This is a genomic window from Sediminibacterium sp. C3, assembly GCF_000508085.1.
GTDB lineage: Bacteria > Bacteroidota > Bacteroidia > Chitinophagales > Chitinophagaceae > Sediminibacterium.
Window position 1 is genome coordinate 2,421,815 of record NZ_KI669560.1, and the last position, 19,691, is coordinate 2,441,505.

Genomic DNA, 19,691 nt, shown 5'->3' on the forward strand with positions numbered 1-19,691 from the left:
TACAATAATGATATTAATTAACTTTTTAAAAGATTCTTAAAATCTAAGTTCAAGTAATAAGTGCAATTTTTTGTGTAGCACTTGATTAGGGGTTAGGTAATTAAATTTTCTTACTGGTCTATCGTTTAATAATTGTTCAACACGTTTTACTTGATAATCAGTCACCAGACTAAGGTCAGTCTTTTTAGGGAAAAACCTTCTGATCTGTCCAATTCTGTTTTCAACTGTTCCTTTATCTTGACTGGTATACGGTCTAGTAAAGTAAGTTTCAACATTCAACGCTTCGGCAACATCCATATGATTAGCAAATCCCAAGTCATTATCAAAAGTTACAGTGTACACTGGATAGTCTGCCTGCTCCAGCTTTTTAATAATGGCTTTACTTACTGTTTCACTACGCCTGTTACGAAGTTTGTGAAGACTGGTATGCAAAGTAGCCCTATCTGTCATTACCAATAATGCTCCTTTATGATTCTTACCCATCATAAAATCAACTTCAATATCTCCTGGCCTAATTCGTTTATTGACTATTTTAGGTCGCTTTTCAATTGGTACTCTGTTAGAAATTATACCACGGTTATCTTTTCTATTACCCCGCTTTCTTCTTCGTTTACCGTGTTTAAGGTGCAGATAGATCCTTTTATAAGGTTTATCAGCCCTTTTGTTTCCATGCTTACATTGCCAAATCCAGTGATAAAGCCACTCAATACTCAAAGGACACTTACCCGTTTGATTACCCTTAACACTAATCAGTTCTGGGCTCCACTTTTCAACAGACAACCATTCAACAGCTTGTTTTTTCATAGCCAGATCAAACTTTACCAACTTGGGTTTAAGCTGGTGTCTTTGTTCCGTTCTACGCTGTGCATTGGTGGCCAAATAAGTTCCAGCAGTCCTACCGCGTTGAGCAGTATTCCTTTTCAATTCTCGACTAATAGTCGAGGGATGTACTCTAAGCTGTTCCGCTATCCACTTTTGTTTCTTTTCCGCTTTAATAAATGCCTGAATCTGATACCTTTGTACCAAACTAAGTTGAGTGTAATTTTTTGTCATAGTAACCAAAAGGTCGCACTACTTGGTCAAAAGGCAAAAAGCCCTCAAAAGCTTTTTTGCCTTTTGTTTAAAAATTGCACTTATCGGTTGAACTCAGCAAATAAATAATGATATTAAAGAATTATATTTAATAAGAAATTTTTTTACGTAAAATTTCTACCATGTCTAATGATTTAGTAGCATATTCAAGAGCAGGAGATATTTTTCATTACAGGTGGGCCGCAAGGCGCTGCTTAAGACTTATATATCCCAACTCTTGTCTGAAAGATATATATATTGAAGGTTCATCCGAAACAGAAAAAGCCGGAGAATATTTAATAGATGTTTCGGAATATAGTACTGAAGATACGGGAAAGAAGATAATTGACTACTATCAGTTGAAGCATACAACTGTCCAAGGAGATGAGCCATTTACTATAAGTGACTTAAAAGATACTTTTATCGGTTTTGCTGCGAGATATCGCCAACATAAGAATGAGAATAATCCAGATGTTTCTGCTATTTCCTTTACAATAATTACTAACAGAAAAGTTGCGGATTCATTCAAGGAAAATTTATCAGCTATAATTAAAAGTGAGACTGTCGACACTGTTTTTAAGAGAACAATAGAGAGCTATACTAATCTCTCTGGAGAAAATCTGGTGCTATTCTGCCGCCTGCTACATTTAGAAGACGGCGAAGGCAATTACAACATTCAGAAAGATGAACTAAGAATAGAATTAGCTCAATTGATTGCGGGTTCCATTGAAAATGCACAAATTGAAAATCTTGTTGCTTTAGTACAAGAGAAAGTACTGCCTGGTACGGATGGTAGTATTAATAGGGAAGACGTTTTAAAGCGCTTTGGTATAACCTCAGAAAAAGAGTTATATCCTGCACCGGCCAAATGGGATGATTTTGTAAATATAATCGAACGCGAGCAACATGTAATGCTTAAAAATAGTATTACGGATTCATCACATCCTGTTATAGTATATGCAGCGGGAGGCGTAGGAAAATCCGTTTTCTGTCGCCAGCTAATCAATTCTTTGCCCGAAGGATCATTGGGTATTGCTTATGATTGTTTTGGTGCAGGAAGCTACAGAAATAGAAGTGAATCCCGGCATAAACATAGGGATGCATTAGTGCAAATTGTAAATGAACTTGCATCCAAAGGTTTATGTGATCCATTGATCGTACAGAATACAACACTTGATGAAGATATCATGCGGAAATTCCTTCAACGAATTGAAGTCTCTGTTAAGTCTTTAAAAAAAGTAACTGATGAAGCCCAGTTATTCATTTTAATTGATGCTGCCGACAATGCAGAGATGGCTGCTGTCGAATACACGCAATCCTGTTTTGCTCATGAGTTATTACGTGAGACTATGCCGGATGGATGCAAGCTGGCGCTGTTATGTAGAACCGAGCGCATACATTTATTACAACCGCAAAGCTTTATTACTCAATTAGAGTTGAAACCATTTTCAGAGGAAGAAACTTTGGTGAACTTAAAAAAATGGTTTCCTGATGCAAATGAAAAGGATGGAATTGAATTCCATCGTTTAACGTCTGGCAATCCACGGGTTCAGGCAAATGCTTTGGATGTGAAACATAATTCAATCCATGACTTATTAGCCTCATTAGGACCATCAGGAACCTCGATTGAAAAGCAAATAGAGCACCAGTTAAATGCTGCTATATCTAAAATAAAAGACTTGCTTCCGCAGGAGCATCATCATCAAATTAATTCAATAAGCCTGGGCTTAGCCAGCTTACCGCCTCATATTCCCATTGATGTTTTGTCAAAAGCGGCAAATGTCAGTGTCGATCATGTTAGAAGTTTTGTTTCCGACATTGGTCGTTCCTTGTGGCTGTATGATACTTCAATACAGTTCAGAGATGAGCCAACAGAAACCTGGTTTAGAAATACATTCTTTGCTACTAAAGAAAACTATGAAGAATATATAGCAGCTTTAGAGCCACTCGCTCATCAACTAACATATGTGGCAGAGGTTCTGCCACAACTATACCTGCAAGCCGGTCAATACGATAAGTTAATTGCCATTGCACTTTCAGACGACCTTTTACCTGAAAACAACCCTATAGATGCACGCAATATCCGGGTATATCGTTTGCAATTTGCTTTTAAAGCAGCGCTTAAACTCAAAAATTTTAAAGATGCCATTAAGCTGGCAATGAGAGCCGGCGAAGAAGTAGCAGGAAATCAGCGGCAGATAGCGCTTTTTAAATCAAATATCGACTTACTTGCTACTCTTCAAAGCAAGGAAAAAGTTCAGGAAATCGCTCTTAAGAGATTACTAAGCAGCAGATGGGATGGTTCTGAGAATGTTTATTCTGCTTCGTTGCTTTCGGGAATATCAGAATATAAAGGAGAAGGAAGAGGCTATCTGCGGGCTGCTATGAACTGGCTGCACATTCAATTTGAGGAGCAGAAAAAAAATAATGACCATTATAATCAAGATGTTGTTCAGGATAATGACGTGTTGGAACTTGCCTATGCCCATTTGAACATTCATGGAATAAACGGTTGTACTGATTTTCTTTTTAGTTTAAAGCCCAAAGAAGTCTTATTCAGGACTGTGCAGGATTTAGCAGAAAGGCTTGTTGACCTGGGGCGGTTTGACGAAATAAATAATCTAATAGGCCGGTTTATTCAAAAACCATATTATCTGGTTGCTACAGTCAGCAAGCTTGTAGAGATTGGCAAGTTTCCTAAAACGAATGAAATAGAGACTTGTCTAAATTTACTCTGTTTCCGGAAAAGCAGAATTAAAAAATCGAGAGATTTTTTCAATGACAGAATCACTCCGGCTATTATTTCTTTTTTGGAAGCATGCGTATATAGAGGGTTACCCAGGTTAAAAATATTGATGGTTTTAAATCATCATGTGCCGCTCAAAGCTAACCGAATGGTTTATAGCGCTCATTCGTCGGGTGAAAGAACCATCTATCTTAAAGCGCTTGCTCTACGTGCAGTATTATTGAACAAGCCAGAAGTAGATATAAAAGCTATTTCACCAGATGAATTTTCCAGCAAGAAGAAAAACCATGACTTGGATAATGACTTTAAAGAATTTAAAGAAGTAATCTATGGCTTATTTCCCTGGTATTTGTTAAGGGTTCAGATTCTGTTTGACAAACAAATAAAACTTCTTGATGTTGTTGGTTCAGTCAATGAAACTTCGATAAAGGCACGAACCAGTAGATACAGAAGCTATGATATGCTTCCTTACGAAATTGCTGAAATCTGTGCCAGTATATTGATTTTCTATCAACAAGACAGCAGCGTAAATATACTTGAATTTTACCAAAAGATTCTACATAATGACAAAGCCTTCAGGTTACAGGACAAGTCCCAACTGCTTCGTGCAGCCTGCAGGTCTTCTCATCTACTGAATATAAGGCAGCCATTAGAACAGGCTACTTATAAATTAATGAAAACAAATCATGACGACGGACCTGATGAAATTGCTAGTAGATACATTGCTATTGCTCGTGCGGTATTAGTCATTTCAACTGATGATGCTAGTGTATACTTTGATAAAGCTATAGAGATCGCTTCCAAATTTGGAGAAGAGCTTGTGCCTCGATGGGAAGCAATTGTGGCCCTGGCTCAAAGAGCCTGTGTGAAGCAAACAGTGCCTGATGAATTGGGGTATCGTTTCATCAGATGTGCTGAGTTAGTGGGAGAAAATGTTTCCAGGGAAAAGCATTGGAGCAGAAGCGAAGCGATGCATGTTTGCGCCAGGATGTCGCCAGGCATAGCAATATCAGCTTTAAGCAGATGGCGGGATAGGGATATAGGCCACTTTGAATACCAATTTGAGGCAATGCTGATAGAATTAATCGGTTCCAAAACAATTTCGAGCAGTGCAGGCTGGGCATTAAACCGTTTTTTTTCTTATCATCAATTGAATAAGCTACTGGCAATCTGCTTAGAAAATGAGCCATCGGAAAGTATCCGGCAAAGCTTAGTTGCTGATGCTATTTACTTGCTCCAAATAGAAGGCTCAGGCTATGCATATTGGGATAAACTAGAAGAAATTGCAGTTAAGAATAACATTAGCAATGAAGTACTGAAGACAATTACGGGCTTTCATACACAACAAAAGAAGGAAGCTGAAAGCCCTGAAGATATATCAGACGATAAACAAAAGCAGGAATCTAAAAAAGATTGGGACGACCTTTACAAGGACCTAAACATTGTTTCACCTGAAGGTTTTGCCAAATTAAAAGAGAGATTTAAATCAAAGCAGGGAAAAAACGATTTCAGATGGGATTTGAGAGACTTATTCAAAGACGCGATAATTAGGTTAGAGGAAAAATCACTTTGGCCCTTTATTGATATGATCTTTCTTTCTGAAGACATTAACCATTATGATGTTCAGGATCTCCTTTCTTCCATGCCTGAGGCATGGAAAGGCAAGGTGAGTTACCAGGCTAAGTTCCCTGGTGTTGTTTATAAATTCGGAGAACACTATGCGCACGAATTAGCAAATGAATATTCTTTTAATTCTTTCAAAAAAGCAATAAATCTTGATGAGCCTTTAACTGAGAAATTGATTGCAGGAATCACATCCGGCTTAGCGAATGGCGATGAGATCTCTGATGCGCAACTGTTTTTCGGTTTTGTATTTCTGGTTTCATCCTACATCAGCGAACAAGATGCCGCTGAGTTAACCGACTATTCATTGTCCCGTTTTGAATTGCACATCGAAGAAGATTTTGGGGATAGTATATGGAGTAAGGATTTACATGTTACAAGTGATGCCAGCACAAACATTGCAGGATTCATTTGGTCAGCCCTCGGTTCGCCAAGAGCAGCAGAAAGATGGAATGCGGCGCATTGTATCCGAAAACTTGCAGACTTTAATTGTATCAATATCATTGATGCTTTAGTCTTTTGGTTGAAACAAGATAACGTAGGTTCGTTTGGACACCATAAGTTTCCATTCTATAACCTTCATGCAAGGCAGTATCTATTGATTGCATTTGCCAGGATAGCTATTGAAAAGTCTGCGATACTACATAAGCATAGCAATTTGTTTTTACAATATGCGTTGACCCAGGATCACGTTATTATCCAAAAATTCGCTTCAGACATCATTGTAGAAATCGAAAAGGCATTCCCCGGAACCTATGAAGCAGAGACTTTAGTAACAGTAAGGAATATGGGAAAAAGTAACATGCCTGTTCAGGTGGAAAATTATCATTATTCTACCGAAAGTTATTTGCATAAGCAAGGGGAAATTGAGCAAGAAATTGAATTCCATTTTGGATGGGATTTCGATAAATACTGGTATGAACCGCTTGGCGATATATTTGGTATTTCAAGTAAACAAATACAAGACTTGGCTAAGAATCTTATTGTTAAGGAGTGGAATTTAGGAGAAAAAAATGGCTATAGTAACGACCCAAGAGTCATACTTTGGAACAGCTCCAATTATGATAGGGAGACATGGCATGATCACGGAAGTTATCCAAGAACTGACAATTTTGATTTTTACTTGTCATATCATTCGATGCTTGTTGTTGCTGCCAGGCTAATTCAAAAGATGCCGGTAATCATAACAAAAGATGGCTCAGATGATGAACCATGGTCTTACTGGCTATCGAGACATTTACTGACACGTACCGATGGGAAATGGTTGGCAGATTGTAGAGACCCAGTACCACTAAACAGGCCCTTGTGGGTTTCAGAAGAAAAAAAAGATAATTGGCAAACTGAAATCACTGAAAAAGATTTTTTGAATTGTATGCAGGCAGAAACAAACGGGGAATTGTGGGTTAATGTAAAAGGAGGATGGCATGAAAAGAATAACGAAAGAACAGAAACTATTTCTATTTCAAGTGCACTTGTTTCACCTAAGACCTCAGATGCTCTTTTACGGGCATTAGCGACTAGCAGCGATCCATTCGATTATAAGCTACCTTATTTTAATGAAAAAGACATGGAAATTGAGTCTGCTTCATTTCAGCTTAAAGGCTGGATTAATGAACGTCACAATTCAAAAGGATTAGATCAATTTGATCCTTACGCGGATCAGATTGACTACCCCCCATACTCATTAGGTAGCACGCTAGCTGAAAAATTAGGCTTGTCAGCGGATCCGGATGGTAAGACCTGGAAAATCGATAATAGCACTGAACTTGCAATGTATTGCGAAACATGGAGAAGCCTTAGAGAAAGACGGGATGAAGAAACCGATCAATCAGGAATGAGAATGAAGGCAAAACTTTCATTTTTAAAAGAACTATGTTCAACTCTTGACTACGAAATAATATTTGACGTTGGCATTAAAAGAGAAATAAATTATAGGTATAATCGGGAGAAGCGGGAATATGTAAAATCACAACACAAAATATTTATACTATCAAAAGATGGAAAACTCAGAACTACAGGAGCAAATTATCAACTTGGGTAAATTCTTCGTCCAAGAGCTTAAATTAGATCCAGGCAGTGACACTTTTTCTAAGTGGATGGCTCATTATATAGCGGAAAAGATGAAATTATCAGAACTAGCTATAACTGATGAGGACAAAAAAGATGCAGAAAAAGAATGCTTCGAAACAATTATAGCTTTATGGAAGCACAGATGGCTAATTCCTTCTCGTAAACGTCCATTGGAAAAATTTGAACCTATTTTGAAAACGCTGGATCGGCTTAATCCCGAGGGAAATGAGCCGTACTTTTATCATTCCTTGGATCATGAATTATCTGAATTGGAGAAAAACAACCCGGATTTAAAAGTGATAACAGAATATACTAAGATGGCTTTGCAAATTGACAAAGCAGCCAGAACATTGATAGAGTTTGCCTTGAATCAGGCTGCTTTGAAAGCTAAAAACGAGAGGACACAATTCTTTCTAATTAATTCATTAAACTTGCATGAAAATTACGATGTAAAAATCATTAATACAATCTTAGATAGTGCACCAGAAATTGGACTTAAAAATTACAATGAAGAGGATTTAAAAAAGAAATACTTAATTGAAAAATTGAAAAATAAAATTGAACAGTTGGATAACTTTGCAAAGTTGAATGAATATATAATTGCAGAATACCAAAAAAGTCTATCAGCTTTAGAAACCCATAAGCTCTAGTACTTCCCCGAACGGGTTAAGCATAAAAAAAGCCAGGCTTATTTTTCTAAGAGATTTGGGCAAGCTCATTGAGGAGGGAAGTCGGCGCAACGAAGTGGAGCCGACAATCCCAGCTTCCTATGGAATCATCCAGCGATACTCCCCTTTTACATAATCAAAGAAAGCCCTTCTATGCCCTGCATGGTTTAACCATACCCAATCAATTGATTCAACTTTAATCCCCACAACCCCAAAGTGCTCCTTCCCTACCTCACTTTCTTCTAATGTAAATTCTTCCTGTTCAATATGAGGCGGCAAACCACTGGTAGGTATTTCTGAAAAATCGGAAGGAGTAAAAGGCGTCAAATAACATCTTCTGCTCGACAAATTGGTTTTCTCCCAGGCTTCTACGGTAATTGCATCATTAAAATACAAGACCGCCTTCCCTTTCACCCTTAACTGAATTCGCGCCGATGCATCATAAAACAAAGCACTGATGGCAGGATTTACTTGCAATGCTTTCCACTTGGGACTACGCGTATCGGTATGAAATCGCAATTCCCGCTCTTCGGGTAAGGCTTTGCGCAATACAACCGTGCGCAATGATATATCTCCATCAGAGAAATTGGCTACTGCCGGTAAATGAAAAGGGTCGCGGCCCTTAACAGCCCCATTTACCAGTCTTATCCAGCAATCTTTTTCCAGATCAATTAATGTATAGTTGATATTGTTAATAACAATACTATCATTTGTATTATCCATATAATACAAACAACAATCTAAGCCGAAAGTTCCCTATGCTTTTTGTTTATTCAATTCTTTAATATAAGGTTGATGATACAATCGCTTACCAATTGCCTTATACAAAGCATTGGCAACCGCCGCAAAAACTGGCGGGAAGGGAGGTTCTCCTAATCCGGTTGGATCAATATTGTTCTGCACAAAATGCACTTCAATTTTCTTAGGAGCTTCTCTATGTCTGATGATTCTGTAGTTATTCAAATTCTTTTGTTGGGTGGCGCCTTTTTCTAACACAAGTTCTCCATACAAAGCATTCCCAATTCCATCGATAACCGCTCCCTCCACCATATTCTTTGCACCTTCGGGATTTACCACAAAACCACAGTCCATGGCAGTAACCACTTTTTCTACGTAGGGCTGGCCATTCTTCATGGTTACATCCACTACATGTGCTGCGTAAGATGCATGACAGAAATAAGCAGAAACCCCACGTTTAGCATTTTTAGTAGCAGGGCTGCCCCAATTGGATTTCTCTTTCAATAATTCCAACACACCTATATAACGGGATGCATCATAATCATTGTTTTTACCAACCGGGTTTGCTTTCGCTTTTTTCAACAAATCAATTCTAAAATCCAAAGGATCCTTCCCCACAGCTTCAGCTAATTCATCTAAGAAGGATTGTTCTGCACTGGCATTGAAATTAGAACGAGGCGCTCTGTAAGCGCCAATTGTAATATTGGTGGGTAGTTCCCAACTCTCTGCTAAGTAGTTATCAATAGCACCGGCAGGAAATCTGTTTTCATGTAAAGGACTTTCTGGAAATCCACCTCCTATCACATGCAATGCCGTCACATTGTTATTTTCATCAATGGCCGCTTTATACGTCATGATATAAGTTGGACGATAAATACCATTGGTCATATCGTCTTCTCTGGTATAAATCAATTTTACAGGGGCTTTAACTTTTTTTGAAATATGACCTGCTTCTACAATATAATGCCCATAAGCCCTGCGACCAAAGCCCCCACCCATTCTGGCCAGTTTCATTTCCAGTTGTTCGGGCTTGATATCCAGATTAGCCACAATATTTTGTTTCATCATTTCAGGAATCTGAATGGGGGCAACAAAAAAGGCTTTTTCGTCTGTAATATGCGCAAAACAGCTAATGGGCTCCATAGGATTGTGTGCCAAAAAAGGAGCAGTGTAGGTTCTTTCAATGACCCGATTGGCATTTTTAAATGCGGCTTCAGGATCACCATCTTTTCTGGCCACACGCATGGGCTTTTTTTGCATTTCATGCATCTGACGCAAATGCTCATCCGTACTTTCCAAACCTGCTGGGATCATTTCATCTCTTCTACCCCCTCTTGCCATAACAGGTTCCTTGGTGGTTTGAATGGGCTCCCATTCTGCCACTACTTTTTTACGTGCATTCATCACTTCCCAGGTTGAATTGCCTACCACTGCAATCAGCTTATTAAAAGTGCGGGTATCAAATCCTGCTTTCACATACCCATCCTTGTAAACCTGAAACTCAAACACATCTTTAATACCTGGCATTTTCAAGGCTTCTGATGCATCAAGGGATTTTAATTGCATGCCAAATGCAGGCGGATGAATCACCATCGCAATTAACATGCCTTCAACCTGATAGTCCATGGTAAAAAGGGATTGACCACTCAGTATTTCTTTGCCCACTTTATTTTTCTGAGGGGTACCCAGTAAAGAAAATTCACCCGGTTTTTTCAAAGCCACTTTTTCAGGCTTTGGCAATTTAGCGGCTGCAGTAGCTACTGCACCATAAGTTAAACGCTTACCTGAATTAATATGTACAATTTCTCCCTTTTCGGTACGTAATTCAATCAGCGGCACACCCCATTGATTGGCTGCTGCCTGCATTAACATTAATCGCGCAGTAGCCCCTGCTGTTCGCAAAGGCATCCATGCCATGGCCATAGCGCGGCTCCCACCCGTAAACTGACTCTTGAAACGAGGCGTATCATAATCCCCCATTTCCACGATAACTTTACTCCAGTCTGCTTCCAGTTCTTCGTTCACCATCATAGGAAGAGAAGTCATTACATTGGTTCCAAACTCTGGATTGGGGTTAAATATTTTAACTTGATTATCCGGGGTTATTTGAATGAACCCATTTAGCTGAACCCAATTGTTGTTGTCTGCAACATGAGCCATGGCTTCATTCGGAATTAAATTGGCAAACCAACTGATGCCAATCATCATGCCACCACCCGTTAATGAAGTAACTTTTAGAAAAGAACGTCTGCTTTGATTTTTGTTAGCTTTTTCCATTGTCTAAAAATTATTTTTTGGATGATTTAGCAACATGTTGAATAGCAGCTTTAATTCTGATATAAGTTCCGCAACGGCAAATATTTCCTGTCATGGCAGCTTCTATGTCTGTTTCAGAGGGATTGGGATTGCGTTTTAGCAAAGCCACTGCAGACATAATTTGACCTGTCTGACAATAACCGCATTGCGCTACATCCAGTTCCAGCCAGGCTTTTTGCACAGGATGCATTTCAGTTTCGGAGATAGCAATTCCTTCAATAGTAGTAATGGCTTGTGTACCAACTGCTGAAACAGGCAACTGACAGGAACGCAATGCATTTCCATTCAGATGAACGGCACAAGCACCACAGGCACCCGCACCACATCCATACTTGGTACCCACTAAATGCAGATGATCTCTCAACACCCAAAGCAAGGGCGTTGAAGGATCCACATCCACCGACAATTGTTTACCGTTAATTTTTAACTGAAACTTCGCCATGACACTATTATTTAAATAGTGAATCTACATTTTATTTTGCATTTTCCGTTTCATGGCTGCTTCATACGCTATTTTCTCCTCCTTTGATTGAGGCAATAAAGCTGGCACTTTTTTCGGCTTCCCCTTTTTATCTATGGAAACAAAATGAAAATACCCGTCAGCAATCAGACTGCTTTTATCTCCATTAAAATTGATTCTATTTACAGAAACATATACTTCCATAGAAGTATTGAAAGCACGCGTAACAATAGATTTAATAACCAGCACATCTCCCACTTTGGCAGATTGAGAAAAACCCACTTTACTAATTTCTGCTGTTACACAAATATTTCCGGCATGCATTTGAGCGGTTATGGCAGCAGCAATGTCCATCCAGTTAACCAATTTCCCTCCCAGTAAAATGCCCATTGGGTTCGTATCATTGGAACAGACTATTTCTGTTTTAACAGAAACAGAATCTGCAGGCTTTTTATTGATTTGCTTCTTCATTTGCTATGCTTGTTTCCTGTTCAGCAATCTTAAGTTGAATGGAGTCCAGTATCTGCCCTGCCAATTCAATATCATAATCTTCGTGGTATTTTTTCTTTACCCCCAATGAAGACAGTTCCAGGTGTACAGTAGGAACAACGGAATGATTCTGAAGACAGGCTTTTGCACAGGCCAGCGGGCACCCGTCAATTGCAATAATTTTTCTCCCCGATACTGCCGTCCTTACCAAACTTTTTACATTTCCGCCAACACCTGCAATACAACTCATTTCAGCAATTCCCTTCCTGTCTAATTGTACGGCAATATAATTGCTCATTTGTGCAGCATTACTGCAGCCAGAACAGGAATATACCAACGGCAAACTTTTATTTCTAAGCATTGCAGAATATTTTCGCAAATATAATGATTAAAGATATTTTTGTCCTTAATTATTATTCAGGCATGGAATTCAATGAAAAAAATAAGATCCTGACAGCAGGCATACTTTTACTGACTTTCACTGTTTATAGTTTTCACCTATACAGTAGCCTGCCCCGGCAAAACCTGGCAAAGGCAGACGATTCCAATGGCAAATTGGTATGGCAAGAAAAAAACTGCATCAGCTGCCACCAGATTTATGGCTTAGGAGGATACTTAGGCCCTGACCTTACGAACGTTTACAGCACAAAAGGCCCGGAATACATCAAAGCTTTTTTAAAAACAGGAACGGTGGTAATGCCCAATTTCAAACTATCAGATAAAGAAATACAGGAACTGCTTGGCTACTTAAAAAATATAGACCAGACAGGAAAAGCCGATCCAAGAACTTTTACAATTTCATACAATGGGACCATTAAGCAATAAGGAACATAAATTATTCAAAGCCTATTTACTTACTGCATTAATGCTACTGGTACTTGGCTTAAGCTGGGGGATTATCGGAAGCTTACAATACATAAGTCCGGGCTTACTAAAACAGCATTTTTCATTTGAAAAATAAGGCCCCTGCATGTTAGCTCTGTTCTATTCTGGATTATCATAGCATCGGTGGGCATGGTGCTCTCCTATTTACGAAGTGTAACAGGTAAAAAACTGTACTCATTTAAACTGGCTTATATACACTTGCTTGTATTTATCATTTCAACTTTAGGAATTTACTTTGCTTATATATCCGGCAATTTTGGAGGCAGGGAATATTGGGAGTTCCCTCCGTTTTTTGCAGTATTAATTATAGCTGGCTGGATATTATTTCTGATTAATTTCATCAGTTCCTTATCGTCTTTCAGAAATCAGCCCGTTTACATCTGGATGTGGATGACAGGTATAATCTTCTTTCTCTTTACTTACCTGGAATCTTATTTGTGGGTCATCCCCTATTTCAGGAAAAATTTAATCGGAGACTTACTGATTCAATGGAAATCGAACGGTTCCATGGTTGGCTCATGGAATATGCTGATTTATGGTTCCAGCATTTTCCTGATGGAAAAAATAAGCGGCAATAAAGAAACAAGCCAATCTTCAATAGCATTTATATTATATTTCACTGGTCTTTTTAATCTAATGTTTAACTGGGGACATCATATTTATACGCTTCCGACAGCACCTTATGTTCAGTATATCAGTTATGCAGTCAGCATGACTGAATTGTTCATAATCGGTAGAATAATTTTCAACTGGAAAAAGACCCTGGATACTGCACAAAAAAACCTGCATATTTTATCGTATCGCTTGCTTTTATCTGCAGACATCTGGGTATTTCTCACTTTAGCATTAGCCATTCTCATGTCAATACCCGGAATCAATGTATATACGCATGGCACGCATATAACAGTAGCCCATACCATGGGGGCCACCATTGGTATCAATAGCTTTATTCTACTTGCTACTATTACTGATAACTCAGAAGATAATTGCAGCAATTTATTACACTATCACAAAATCATAAATAAAGGCATCTGGATCAGCAATATTTCATTACTGATATTCTGGTGTAGTTTAATTGGAGCAGGAATAAAGAAAGCCATCTGGCAAACTGCTGAAGTTCAAAACAGTTTTAGCATGATGATGCAGGAATTGAAACCGTACTTTATTGTATTCATGGCTGCTGGAATTAGCCTGGCAATAGGATTATTCTGTATTATATTCCCGCTGATGAAAATGAAAATTAGCTGTATTTTCAAGAAATAAATTCATCAATAATTCTAACAATCTATGTTTTCTAAAAAAACAGAATATGCTTTAAGAGCAACCATCTATATTGCAAAACACAGTTCAGAAGAAAAGAAGCTTAGCATTGTTGATATTTCAAAAGCCATCAACTCACCTCAATCCTTTACTGCGAAAATCCTTCAGGTACTTACGAAGAAAAAACTGATTCACTCTTTGCCTGGGCCTAATGGTGGCTTTTATATAACTGAGCCTACTTTACAGGCACCCATATCCTGCATTATTGATGCCATGGGTGAGAATGAAGCATTGGATAAATGTGTTTTAGGGCTAAAAAAATGTTCAACAACAAACCCTTGTCCGCTGCATGAGCAATACAAGAAAGTTAAGTTTCAGCTGAAAGAAATTTTTGAAGAAAAATCAATTAGCAAACTGGCAAAAGAATTAAAAAACAACAAGAGCCTACAATACTAATGCTTCATACAACACTTCCACAGGATGCAAAGCAACTACATCAGTGCCATCTTTAATCTGATGTCTACAGGATGTTCCAGCCGCTGCAATTACTTTTTCCCCCGCCATTTTCCTGACAGCAGGAAACAAGACCAGCTCTCCTACTTTTTGAGAAATTGCATAGTGTTCTTTTTCATAACCAAAAGAACCGGCCATTCCGCAACAACCGCTCGGAATAATATCAACCGAATAATTCTTAGGTAAGGACAACATGGCAACACTATGGTTCTGAGAAGACAAGACTTTTTGATAACAGTGTCCATGTAGAGCAATCTGCTTAGGCATTTCAGTAAATGCTTCTGCCTTAATATTTCCTGCAGCTATTTCTTTTGCAAAAAATTCTTCAATAGTAAAAGTATGTTTGGCAAGGTGGATTGCAGCTGACTTATTTTCCGGACTCGCGAGGTCTTTGTATTCATCTCTGAGTGTTAGCAAAGCAGATGGCTCAATACCAACAATAGGCACTTCTTTTGAAACCAATGGAGATAAGTATTGAATATTCTGATTGGCAATGGCTGCAGCTTTACGCAACAAACCTTTGGACAAATAAGATCGACCACTTTCCAGATGCTCAGGTATCGCGACTTCATATCCCAGTTTTTCCAATAAAAGAATTGCTTTCTGCCCGATGGAGCTATCCAGGAAATTCGTGAATTCGTCACAGAAGAAATATACTTTTCTATCCTGTTTTACTTTCCGTTTTTCATGCCATGCATGTAACTGTACATTACCCAATAAAGGCATGGTTCTATCCGGATGAAAGCCCACTAACCGATTAGCAATTTTGCGCAAAGCAGGCGTACCAAAAATAAAATTATAAATTGGTCTGAAAACAGCAGCCAGTTTCATCTGTGCTGCAAAATTTCCAACGAGCTTAGATCGGAATGGAGTTCCATTGGCATCATAATAATGTTGCAGAAACTCTGCCTTCATCTTGGTGATATCTACACTGGAAGGACATTCTATTTTACAACCTTTGCAACTTAAACAGAGATCCATGGCTTCCTTGATCTCTTCGTGATTGTAAGGCTGCAGATCATGCGGGTTACTCAGGAACTGACGCAAAATATTGGCCCTTGCACGGGTAGTATTTTTCTCGCTTCGGGTGGCCATAAAACTCGGACACATGAGCCCACCGGATATTTCAGATTTTCTGCAATCGCCGGAGCCCGAGCATTTTTCTGCCAGTCTTAAAATACCATCGTCTTCACTAAAATCAAATATCGTTTTGGTGGGAGTAGCTGCCCGATTCACCTGCATCCTGAAATGCGCATCCATTGGCGGTGTATCGGTAATTTTCCCTTTATTGAAAATGCCACCGGGATCAAAAATATTTTTTACCTGTTTAAACAAGCCATACACTTCATCTCCTACCATGGCGGGAATAAACTCTCCTCTCAATCTTCCATCTCCATGCTCACCCGACAAAGAGCCATTGTATTTCTTAACTAAGGCTGCCGTTTCCTCCAAAATAGTCCGGAACTGTTTTACCCCCTCTTCCGACTTTAAATTAATAATAGGTTCTACATGCAATTCCCCTGCCCCTGCGTGTGCATAATAAGATGCTTTTACACCATGCTTTGCCAACAAGACTTGCAACTCCTCAATATAATGAGGCAAATCATTCGTAGACACTGCACAATCTTCAATCAGATTAACAGGCTGTGCATCGCCCTTTAAATTGCGCAGCAAGCCTAATCCTGCTTTGCGTACATCCCAGGCAAACTTAGTATCGGCATTGTACAAAACCGGATAAGCATAACCCAGTTTATTTTGTTGCAATGCAGCAATAGTGGAATTCAATTTTTCATCCAAAGCAACACGGCTTTCTTCCATAAATTCTACCATCAATAAAGCGGCAGGATCTCCTTCAATAAAGAATCGGTTTTTCTGGTATTCCGGATGACCAATGGTAAAATCCATGATCATTTTATCCACCAGCTCCGATGCCATGGGGCCTTGCTTCAATACTTCTATATTGGCGTATAAGGATTCTACCAGGGTAGAACAATGTATAATCAACACCCCTATTTCTTTGGGAGGCAGTGGCAGTAAGTTCAATTTTAATTCAGTTATAAATCCCAGCGTGCCTTCTGAGCCAGCGAGTAATTTACATAGATTGAAAGGCGCACCGTTTGCTGAAAAAGGCTGCATATCCAGTAAAGCATCTAATGCATACCCGGTATTTCTTCTAACCACTTCTTTGGCTGGAAACTGCTTACGAATTAATTGTTGCCTCTCATTGTTATTCAATAATGAAAACAAGTCCTGATAAATTTTTCCTTCTAAGCCTTGCATAGAATCAACTTCGGACCAATCTCTTTCCTTGAATACAGCTGTGCTTCCATCGCTTAATAAAACTTTGGCTTCTATTAAATGATCGCGGGCCGATCCCCAAACGATGCTATGTAAGCCACAGGAATTATTCCCCACCATCCCCCCAATCATGGCTCTGTTAGCCGTTGAGGTTTCTGGGCCATACATCAATCCAAATCCCTTCAGGTAACTATTTAAATCATCTCTGATTACACCAGGCTGCACACGACACCATTTCTCCTCTACATTCACTTCAATCATTTGTGTGAAGTGTTTGGATATATCTACCACAATCCCTGCGCCCACTACCTGACCAGCCAGCGAAGTACCCGCTGCGCGTGGGATTAGCGTAATTTGATGTTTTTGCGCGAATGCAATCAAGATTTGCAGATCTCTTTCATTGGTTGGTATGGCAACCGCCAGAGGCATTTCCTGGTAAACAGAAGCATCGGTTGCATAGGCACGCAACTGCATCTGATGTTTTGCATGGGTATCAAAATAAAACTCTCCGGATAGCTGTTGGGCTAATTCTTGCAGCGACTCTTTCATTAAAACCTAAATTGGGCAGAAATATACAAATTCCTTCCCAAACCGTTGATGCCGCTTCCGTGCATACGATAATCCTGATTAAAAATATTAGCCACCCCCGTGCGCAATACAAATGTGTTAAAATCAATACTGGCGTGCATATTCAGGATATTCCATCCAGGTGTTCCTCCTTTTGGAATGCGATTATCATCTTTATCTCCCTGTGCCAACCTGTTTTGTGAACCCGCATACAAATATTCTAACATATACATCATCTTACCCGGCTTCCACTGCAGATAGGTTCTTCCGTGGTATGGCGGAATTCTTCTCATAGGTTCTGCACGGGTAGTATTTTGTCCAAAGGAATAGGCCCCGTTGCTATGCAATGTCCATCCATTCTTCCATTGATATTGAAAACTGTATTCAAGCCCTCTGATAAACGATTCCTGGTTGTTCTCTTTAATATACACATTGTATCCGTTAATTTGCTGACCAGGCAGCTGAACGCGATTGATCAGATTGGTTAAATGCATATAATAAAAAGCAAGAGAAGCCTGTAACTGCTTGGCCTGTACCTTATAGCCAAACTCTGTATTCATAGTCTTCTCAGGGCGTAAGCCATAGGCCGGAATTTCATATCTAAAATCTACTAGACCAAGGGTTCCCATATCATCTATATTGGGTGCACGATAACCCGTACTGTAGGATGCATAAAAGGATTGTTGCTTATTGAGTTGGTAAGACACTGCTCCATTAAACACTAAAGAGGAAGGTTTTACTACTGCTGTATCCACTTTAATATTTAATGTATTATAACGCAGCCCTGCTTCTATGTGAACATTACCCAAAGCAATATGGTGCATGCTATACAGGGAAAAATTTCCCATGCTTGCACCGTCAGGATACAGTCCTCTTTGATTCAACACAGCATTATTCGATAGCGTTATTTGTTGCTTATTGCTATGTACCAAATCGCCATAATATTCTATACCGGTATTGGCGGTCCAGTTATTAGTGAACACAGAAAACATATCCGCAGTTAAGCCGAGTGTTCTAACCCGGTCTTCTTCCTCAAAACGATTCGCATTATCATTTCGCTGATACCTCCTACTCTCCCGATTATGTTGGAGAGAAGCCGTGAAGTTCATTTTGGATATCAGTTTATGATTTGAATTGCCTTCGAATCGCAGGTAACTCAGGTTTCGGATTTGCGGATCAAACAGATAATAGGCAAAATTTTCCAACGCAACCCGATGATAGAGAGGTACATTTTTTTGCTGGATTTGCTGATGCATTGCAGTCAGCACCCATTGTTGATTTAGCTGCCATTTAAACTTAAGATCAATCGCATGTTCCTTATATCCGCTTGGGCTTTGAATACCGGTTGAATCGCCTCCTGGTAAATCTCCAAATTTTCTGGAAGTGTATCCTACCTGAAAAGCAGTTTTACTACTGCGATACACCAATTCTGCTCTCCCCGTATATTCCACATCATTACTCAACATTCTTCCTATAATATTACCAGACCATTTTGACTTGTCAGAAAAACCGGGATCTTTTGTAAAAACCTGAATCACTCCGCCCATAGCATCAGAACCATATTGCACAGAACCCGTTCCCCTGGCTACTTCTATAGCGCCAACTGAAAAAAGATCAATGGTATTAAAATATTGATTTGGGCCGTATCGGTAAGTAGCATTATTCAAACGAATACCATCAATCATTAATAAATTTTGATTGCCCGTAAGGGATCTTACAAAAGGAGAGCCACCCCCATGATTGGTTTTCTGAACAAATACCCCCATGGCTCCCACCAGGGCTTCCGGACTGGTCCGGGGTTGAAATCGCTCTACTTCGCCCAGATTAATCCGTGTAACAGAGTACGGCGTATTCAGTGTATTTTGTTTTGTTCTGGTTGCGGTAACCATTACTTCCTGTAAAGACAAAGCTGTGTCGGTCTGTGCCTTTATTGTTCCCTGCAACAGTAAACTCAACAACAAAATAATTACCGCTTTATTCATTTGTA

General features: G+C 39.2%; 14 protein-coding genes. 6 read left to right on the plus strand and 8 right to left on the minus strand.

Annotated features, from left to right (window positions below; genetic code table 11):
* Nucleotides 1–36: 36 nt before the first annotated feature.
* On the minus strand, nucleotides 37–1,053 hold the full coding sequence (locus tag F777_RS0111245) for an IS30 family transposase (protein WP_037369402.1): 1,017 nt from the start codon (nucleotides 1,051–1,053) through the stop codon (nucleotides 37–39).
* A 161-nt stretch (nucleotides 1,054–1,214) separates the two neighbouring features.
* Between F777_RS0111245 and F777_RS0111250 the strand changes: the two genes are divergently transcribed.
* Both F777_RS0111250 and F777_RS0111255 read left to right on the plus strand, forming a co-directional pair.
* Nucleotides 1,215–7,481, plus strand: a complete 6,267-nt coding sequence (locus F777_RS0111250) for a P-loop domain-containing protein (protein ID WP_026752125.1) — start codon at nucleotides 1,215–1,217, stop codon at nucleotides 7,479–7,481.
* Nucleotides 7,438–8,160 (plus strand): hypothetical protein, encoded by a 723-nt coding sequence (locus tag F777_RS0111255; protein WP_026752126.1) that lies wholly within the window; start codon nucleotides 7,438–7,440, stop codon nucleotides 8,158–8,160. Before F777_RS0111250 ends, F777_RS0111255 begins: the two co-directional genes overlap by 44 nt.
* Nucleotides 8,161–8,277: 117 nt before the next feature.
* Here the strand turns inward: F777_RS0111255 and F777_RS16595 are convergent, their stop codons facing one another.
* From F777_RS16595 to F777_RS0111280, 5 genes are read right to left on the minus strand one after another with little or no spacing between them, the layout of a single operon-like run.
* Entirely contained in the window at nucleotides 8,278–8,901 is a 624-nt protein-coding gene (locus tag F777_RS16595; RefSeq protein ID WP_051408581.1) for a pyridoxamine 5'-phosphate oxidase family protein, read from the minus strand.
* Between the two features lie 33 nt (nucleotides 8,902–8,934).
* A complete protein-coding gene (locus F777_RS0111265) occupies nucleotides 8,935–11,193 on the minus strand; it encodes a xanthine dehydrogenase family protein molybdopterin-binding subunit (RefSeq protein ID WP_026752127.1) in 2,259 nt (752 codons plus the stop codon).
* 10 nt (nucleotides 11,194–11,203) lie between these two features.
* Nucleotides 11,204–11,674, minus strand: coding sequence for a (2Fe-2S)-binding protein (locus F777_RS0111270; protein ID WP_026752128.1), 471 nt, complete (start codon nucleotides 11,672–11,674; stop codon nucleotides 11,204–11,206).
* A 24-nt stretch (nucleotides 11,675–11,698) separates the two neighbouring features.
* Complete coding sequence (locus F777_RS16600) at nucleotides 11,699–12,163, minus strand: acyl-CoA thioesterase (RefSeq protein ID WP_051408582.1); 465 nt, start codon at nucleotides 12,161–12,163, stop codon at nucleotides 11,699–11,701.
* Nucleotides 12,144–12,542 carry a putative zinc-binding protein gene (locus tag F777_RS0111280; RefSeq protein ID WP_026752129.1) on the minus strand — a complete coding sequence of 133 codons (399 nt, stop codon included), beginning with the start codon at nucleotides 12,540–12,542 and terminating at the stop codon, nucleotides 12,144–12,146. The genes F777_RS16600 and F777_RS0111280 overlap by 20 nt, the downstream gene beginning before the upstream one ends.
* A gap of 62 nt (nucleotides 12,543–12,604) precedes the next feature.
* Between F777_RS0111280 and F777_RS0111285 the strand changes: the two genes are divergently transcribed.
* Genes F777_RS0111285 through F777_RS0111300 form a run of 4 tightly spaced genes read left to right on the plus strand, consistent with a single transcriptional unit; the run spans nucleotide 12,605 to nucleotide 14,782 of the window.
* Nucleotides 12,605–13,006 carry a c-type cytochrome gene (locus F777_RS0111285; RefSeq protein ID WP_071790354.1) on the plus strand — a complete coding sequence of 134 codons (402 nt, stop codon included), beginning with the start codon at nucleotides 12,605–12,607 and terminating at the stop codon, nucleotides 13,004–13,006.
* Entirely contained in the window at nucleotides 12,987–13,142 is a 156-nt protein-coding gene (locus F777_RS18010) for a hypothetical protein (RefSeq protein ID WP_161631512.1), read from the plus strand. The genes F777_RS0111285 and F777_RS18010 overlap by 20 nt, the downstream gene beginning before the upstream one ends.
* Before the next feature lie 53 nt (nucleotides 13,143–13,195).
* On the plus strand, nucleotides 13,196–14,329 hold the full coding sequence (locus F777_RS0111295) for a cbb3-type cytochrome c oxidase subunit I (protein WP_026752131.1): 1,134 nt from the start codon (nucleotides 13,196–13,198) through the stop codon (nucleotides 14,327–14,329).
* A gap of 24 nt (nucleotides 14,330–14,353) precedes the next feature.
* Nucleotides 14,354–14,782 carry an RrF2 family transcriptional regulator gene (locus tag F777_RS0111300; protein ID WP_026752132.1) on the plus strand — a complete coding sequence of 143 codons (429 nt, stop codon included), beginning with the start codon at nucleotides 14,354–14,356 and terminating at the stop codon, nucleotides 14,780–14,782.
* Here F777_RS0111300 and F777_RS0111305 read toward each other — a convergent pair.
* The gene (locus tag F777_RS0111305) at nucleotides 14,771–17,686 is read right to left on the minus strand and encodes an FAD-binding and (Fe-S)-binding domain-containing protein (RefSeq protein WP_037369404.1); all 2,916 of its coding nucleotides are present in this window, start codon (nucleotides 17,684–17,686) and stop codon (nucleotides 14,771–14,773) included. The genes F777_RS0111300 and F777_RS0111305 overlap by 12 nt on opposite strands.
* The gene (locus tag F777_RS0111310) at nucleotides 17,686–19,686 is read right to left on the minus strand and encodes a TonB-dependent receptor plug domain-containing protein (protein WP_026752134.1); all 2,001 of its coding nucleotides are present in this window, start codon (nucleotides 19,684–19,686) and stop codon (nucleotides 17,686–17,688) included. The genes F777_RS0111305 and F777_RS0111310 overlap by 1 nt, the downstream gene beginning before the upstream one ends.
* Nucleotides 19,687–19,691 lie beyond the last annotated feature (5 nt).

What these genes read in the sequence shown, in the direction of transcription:
- F777_RS0111245 (WP_037369402.1), bottom strand. Translation starts at nt 1,053, where the DNA reads ATGACAAAAAATTACACTCAACTTAGTTTGGTACAAAGGTATCAGATT.
- F777_RS0111250 (WP_026752125.1), top strand. Translation starts at nt 1,215, where the DNA reads ATGTCTAATGATTTAGTAGCATATTCAAGAGCAGGAGATATTTTTCAT.
- F777_RS0111255 (WP_026752126.1), top strand. Translation starts at nt 7,438, where the DNA reads ATGGAAAACTCAGAACTACAGGAGCAAATTATCAACTTGGGTAAATTC.
- F777_RS16595 (WP_051408581.1), bottom strand. Translation starts at nt 8,901, where the DNA reads ATGGATAATACAAATGATAGTATTGTTATTAACAATATCAACTATACA.
- F777_RS0111265 (WP_026752127.1), bottom strand. Translation starts at nt 11,193, where the DNA reads ATGGAAAAAGCTAACAAAAATCAAAGCAGACGTTCTTTTCTAAAAGTT.
- F777_RS0111270 (WP_026752128.1), bottom strand. Translation starts at nt 11,674, where the DNA reads ATGGCGAAGTTTCAGTTAAAAATTAACGGTAAACAATTGTCGGTGGAT.
- F777_RS16600 (WP_051408582.1), bottom strand. Translation starts at nt 12,163, where the DNA reads ATGAAGAAGCAAATCAATAAAAAGCCTGCAGATTCTGTTTCTGTTAAA.
- F777_RS0111280 (WP_026752129.1), bottom strand. Translation starts at nt 12,542, where the DNA reads ATGCTTAGAAATAAAAGTTTGCCGTTGGTATATTCCTGTTCTGGCTGC.
- F777_RS0111285 (WP_071790354.1), top strand. Translation starts at nt 12,605, where the DNA reads ATGGAATTCAATGAAAAAAATAAGATCCTGACAGCAGGCATACTTTTA.
- F777_RS18010 (WP_161631512.1), top strand. Translation starts at nt 12,987, where the DNA reads ATGGGACCATTAAGCAATAAGGAACATAAATTATTCAAAGCCTATTTA.
- F777_RS0111295 (WP_026752131.1), top strand. Translation starts at nt 13,196, where the DNA reads ATGGTGCTCTCCTATTTACGAAGTGTAACAGGTAAAAAACTGTACTCA.
- F777_RS0111300 (WP_026752132.1), top strand. Translation starts at nt 14,354, where the DNA reads ATGTTTTCTAAAAAAACAGAATATGCTTTAAGAGCAACCATCTATATT.
- F777_RS0111305 (WP_037369404.1), bottom strand. Translation starts at nt 17,686, where the DNA reads ATGAAAGAGTCGCTGCAAGAATTAGCCCAACAGCTATCCGGAGAGTTT.
- F777_RS0111310 (WP_026752134.1), bottom strand. Translation starts at nt 19,686, where the DNA reads ATGAATAAAGCGGTAATTATTTTGTTGTTGAGTTTACTGTTGCAGGGA.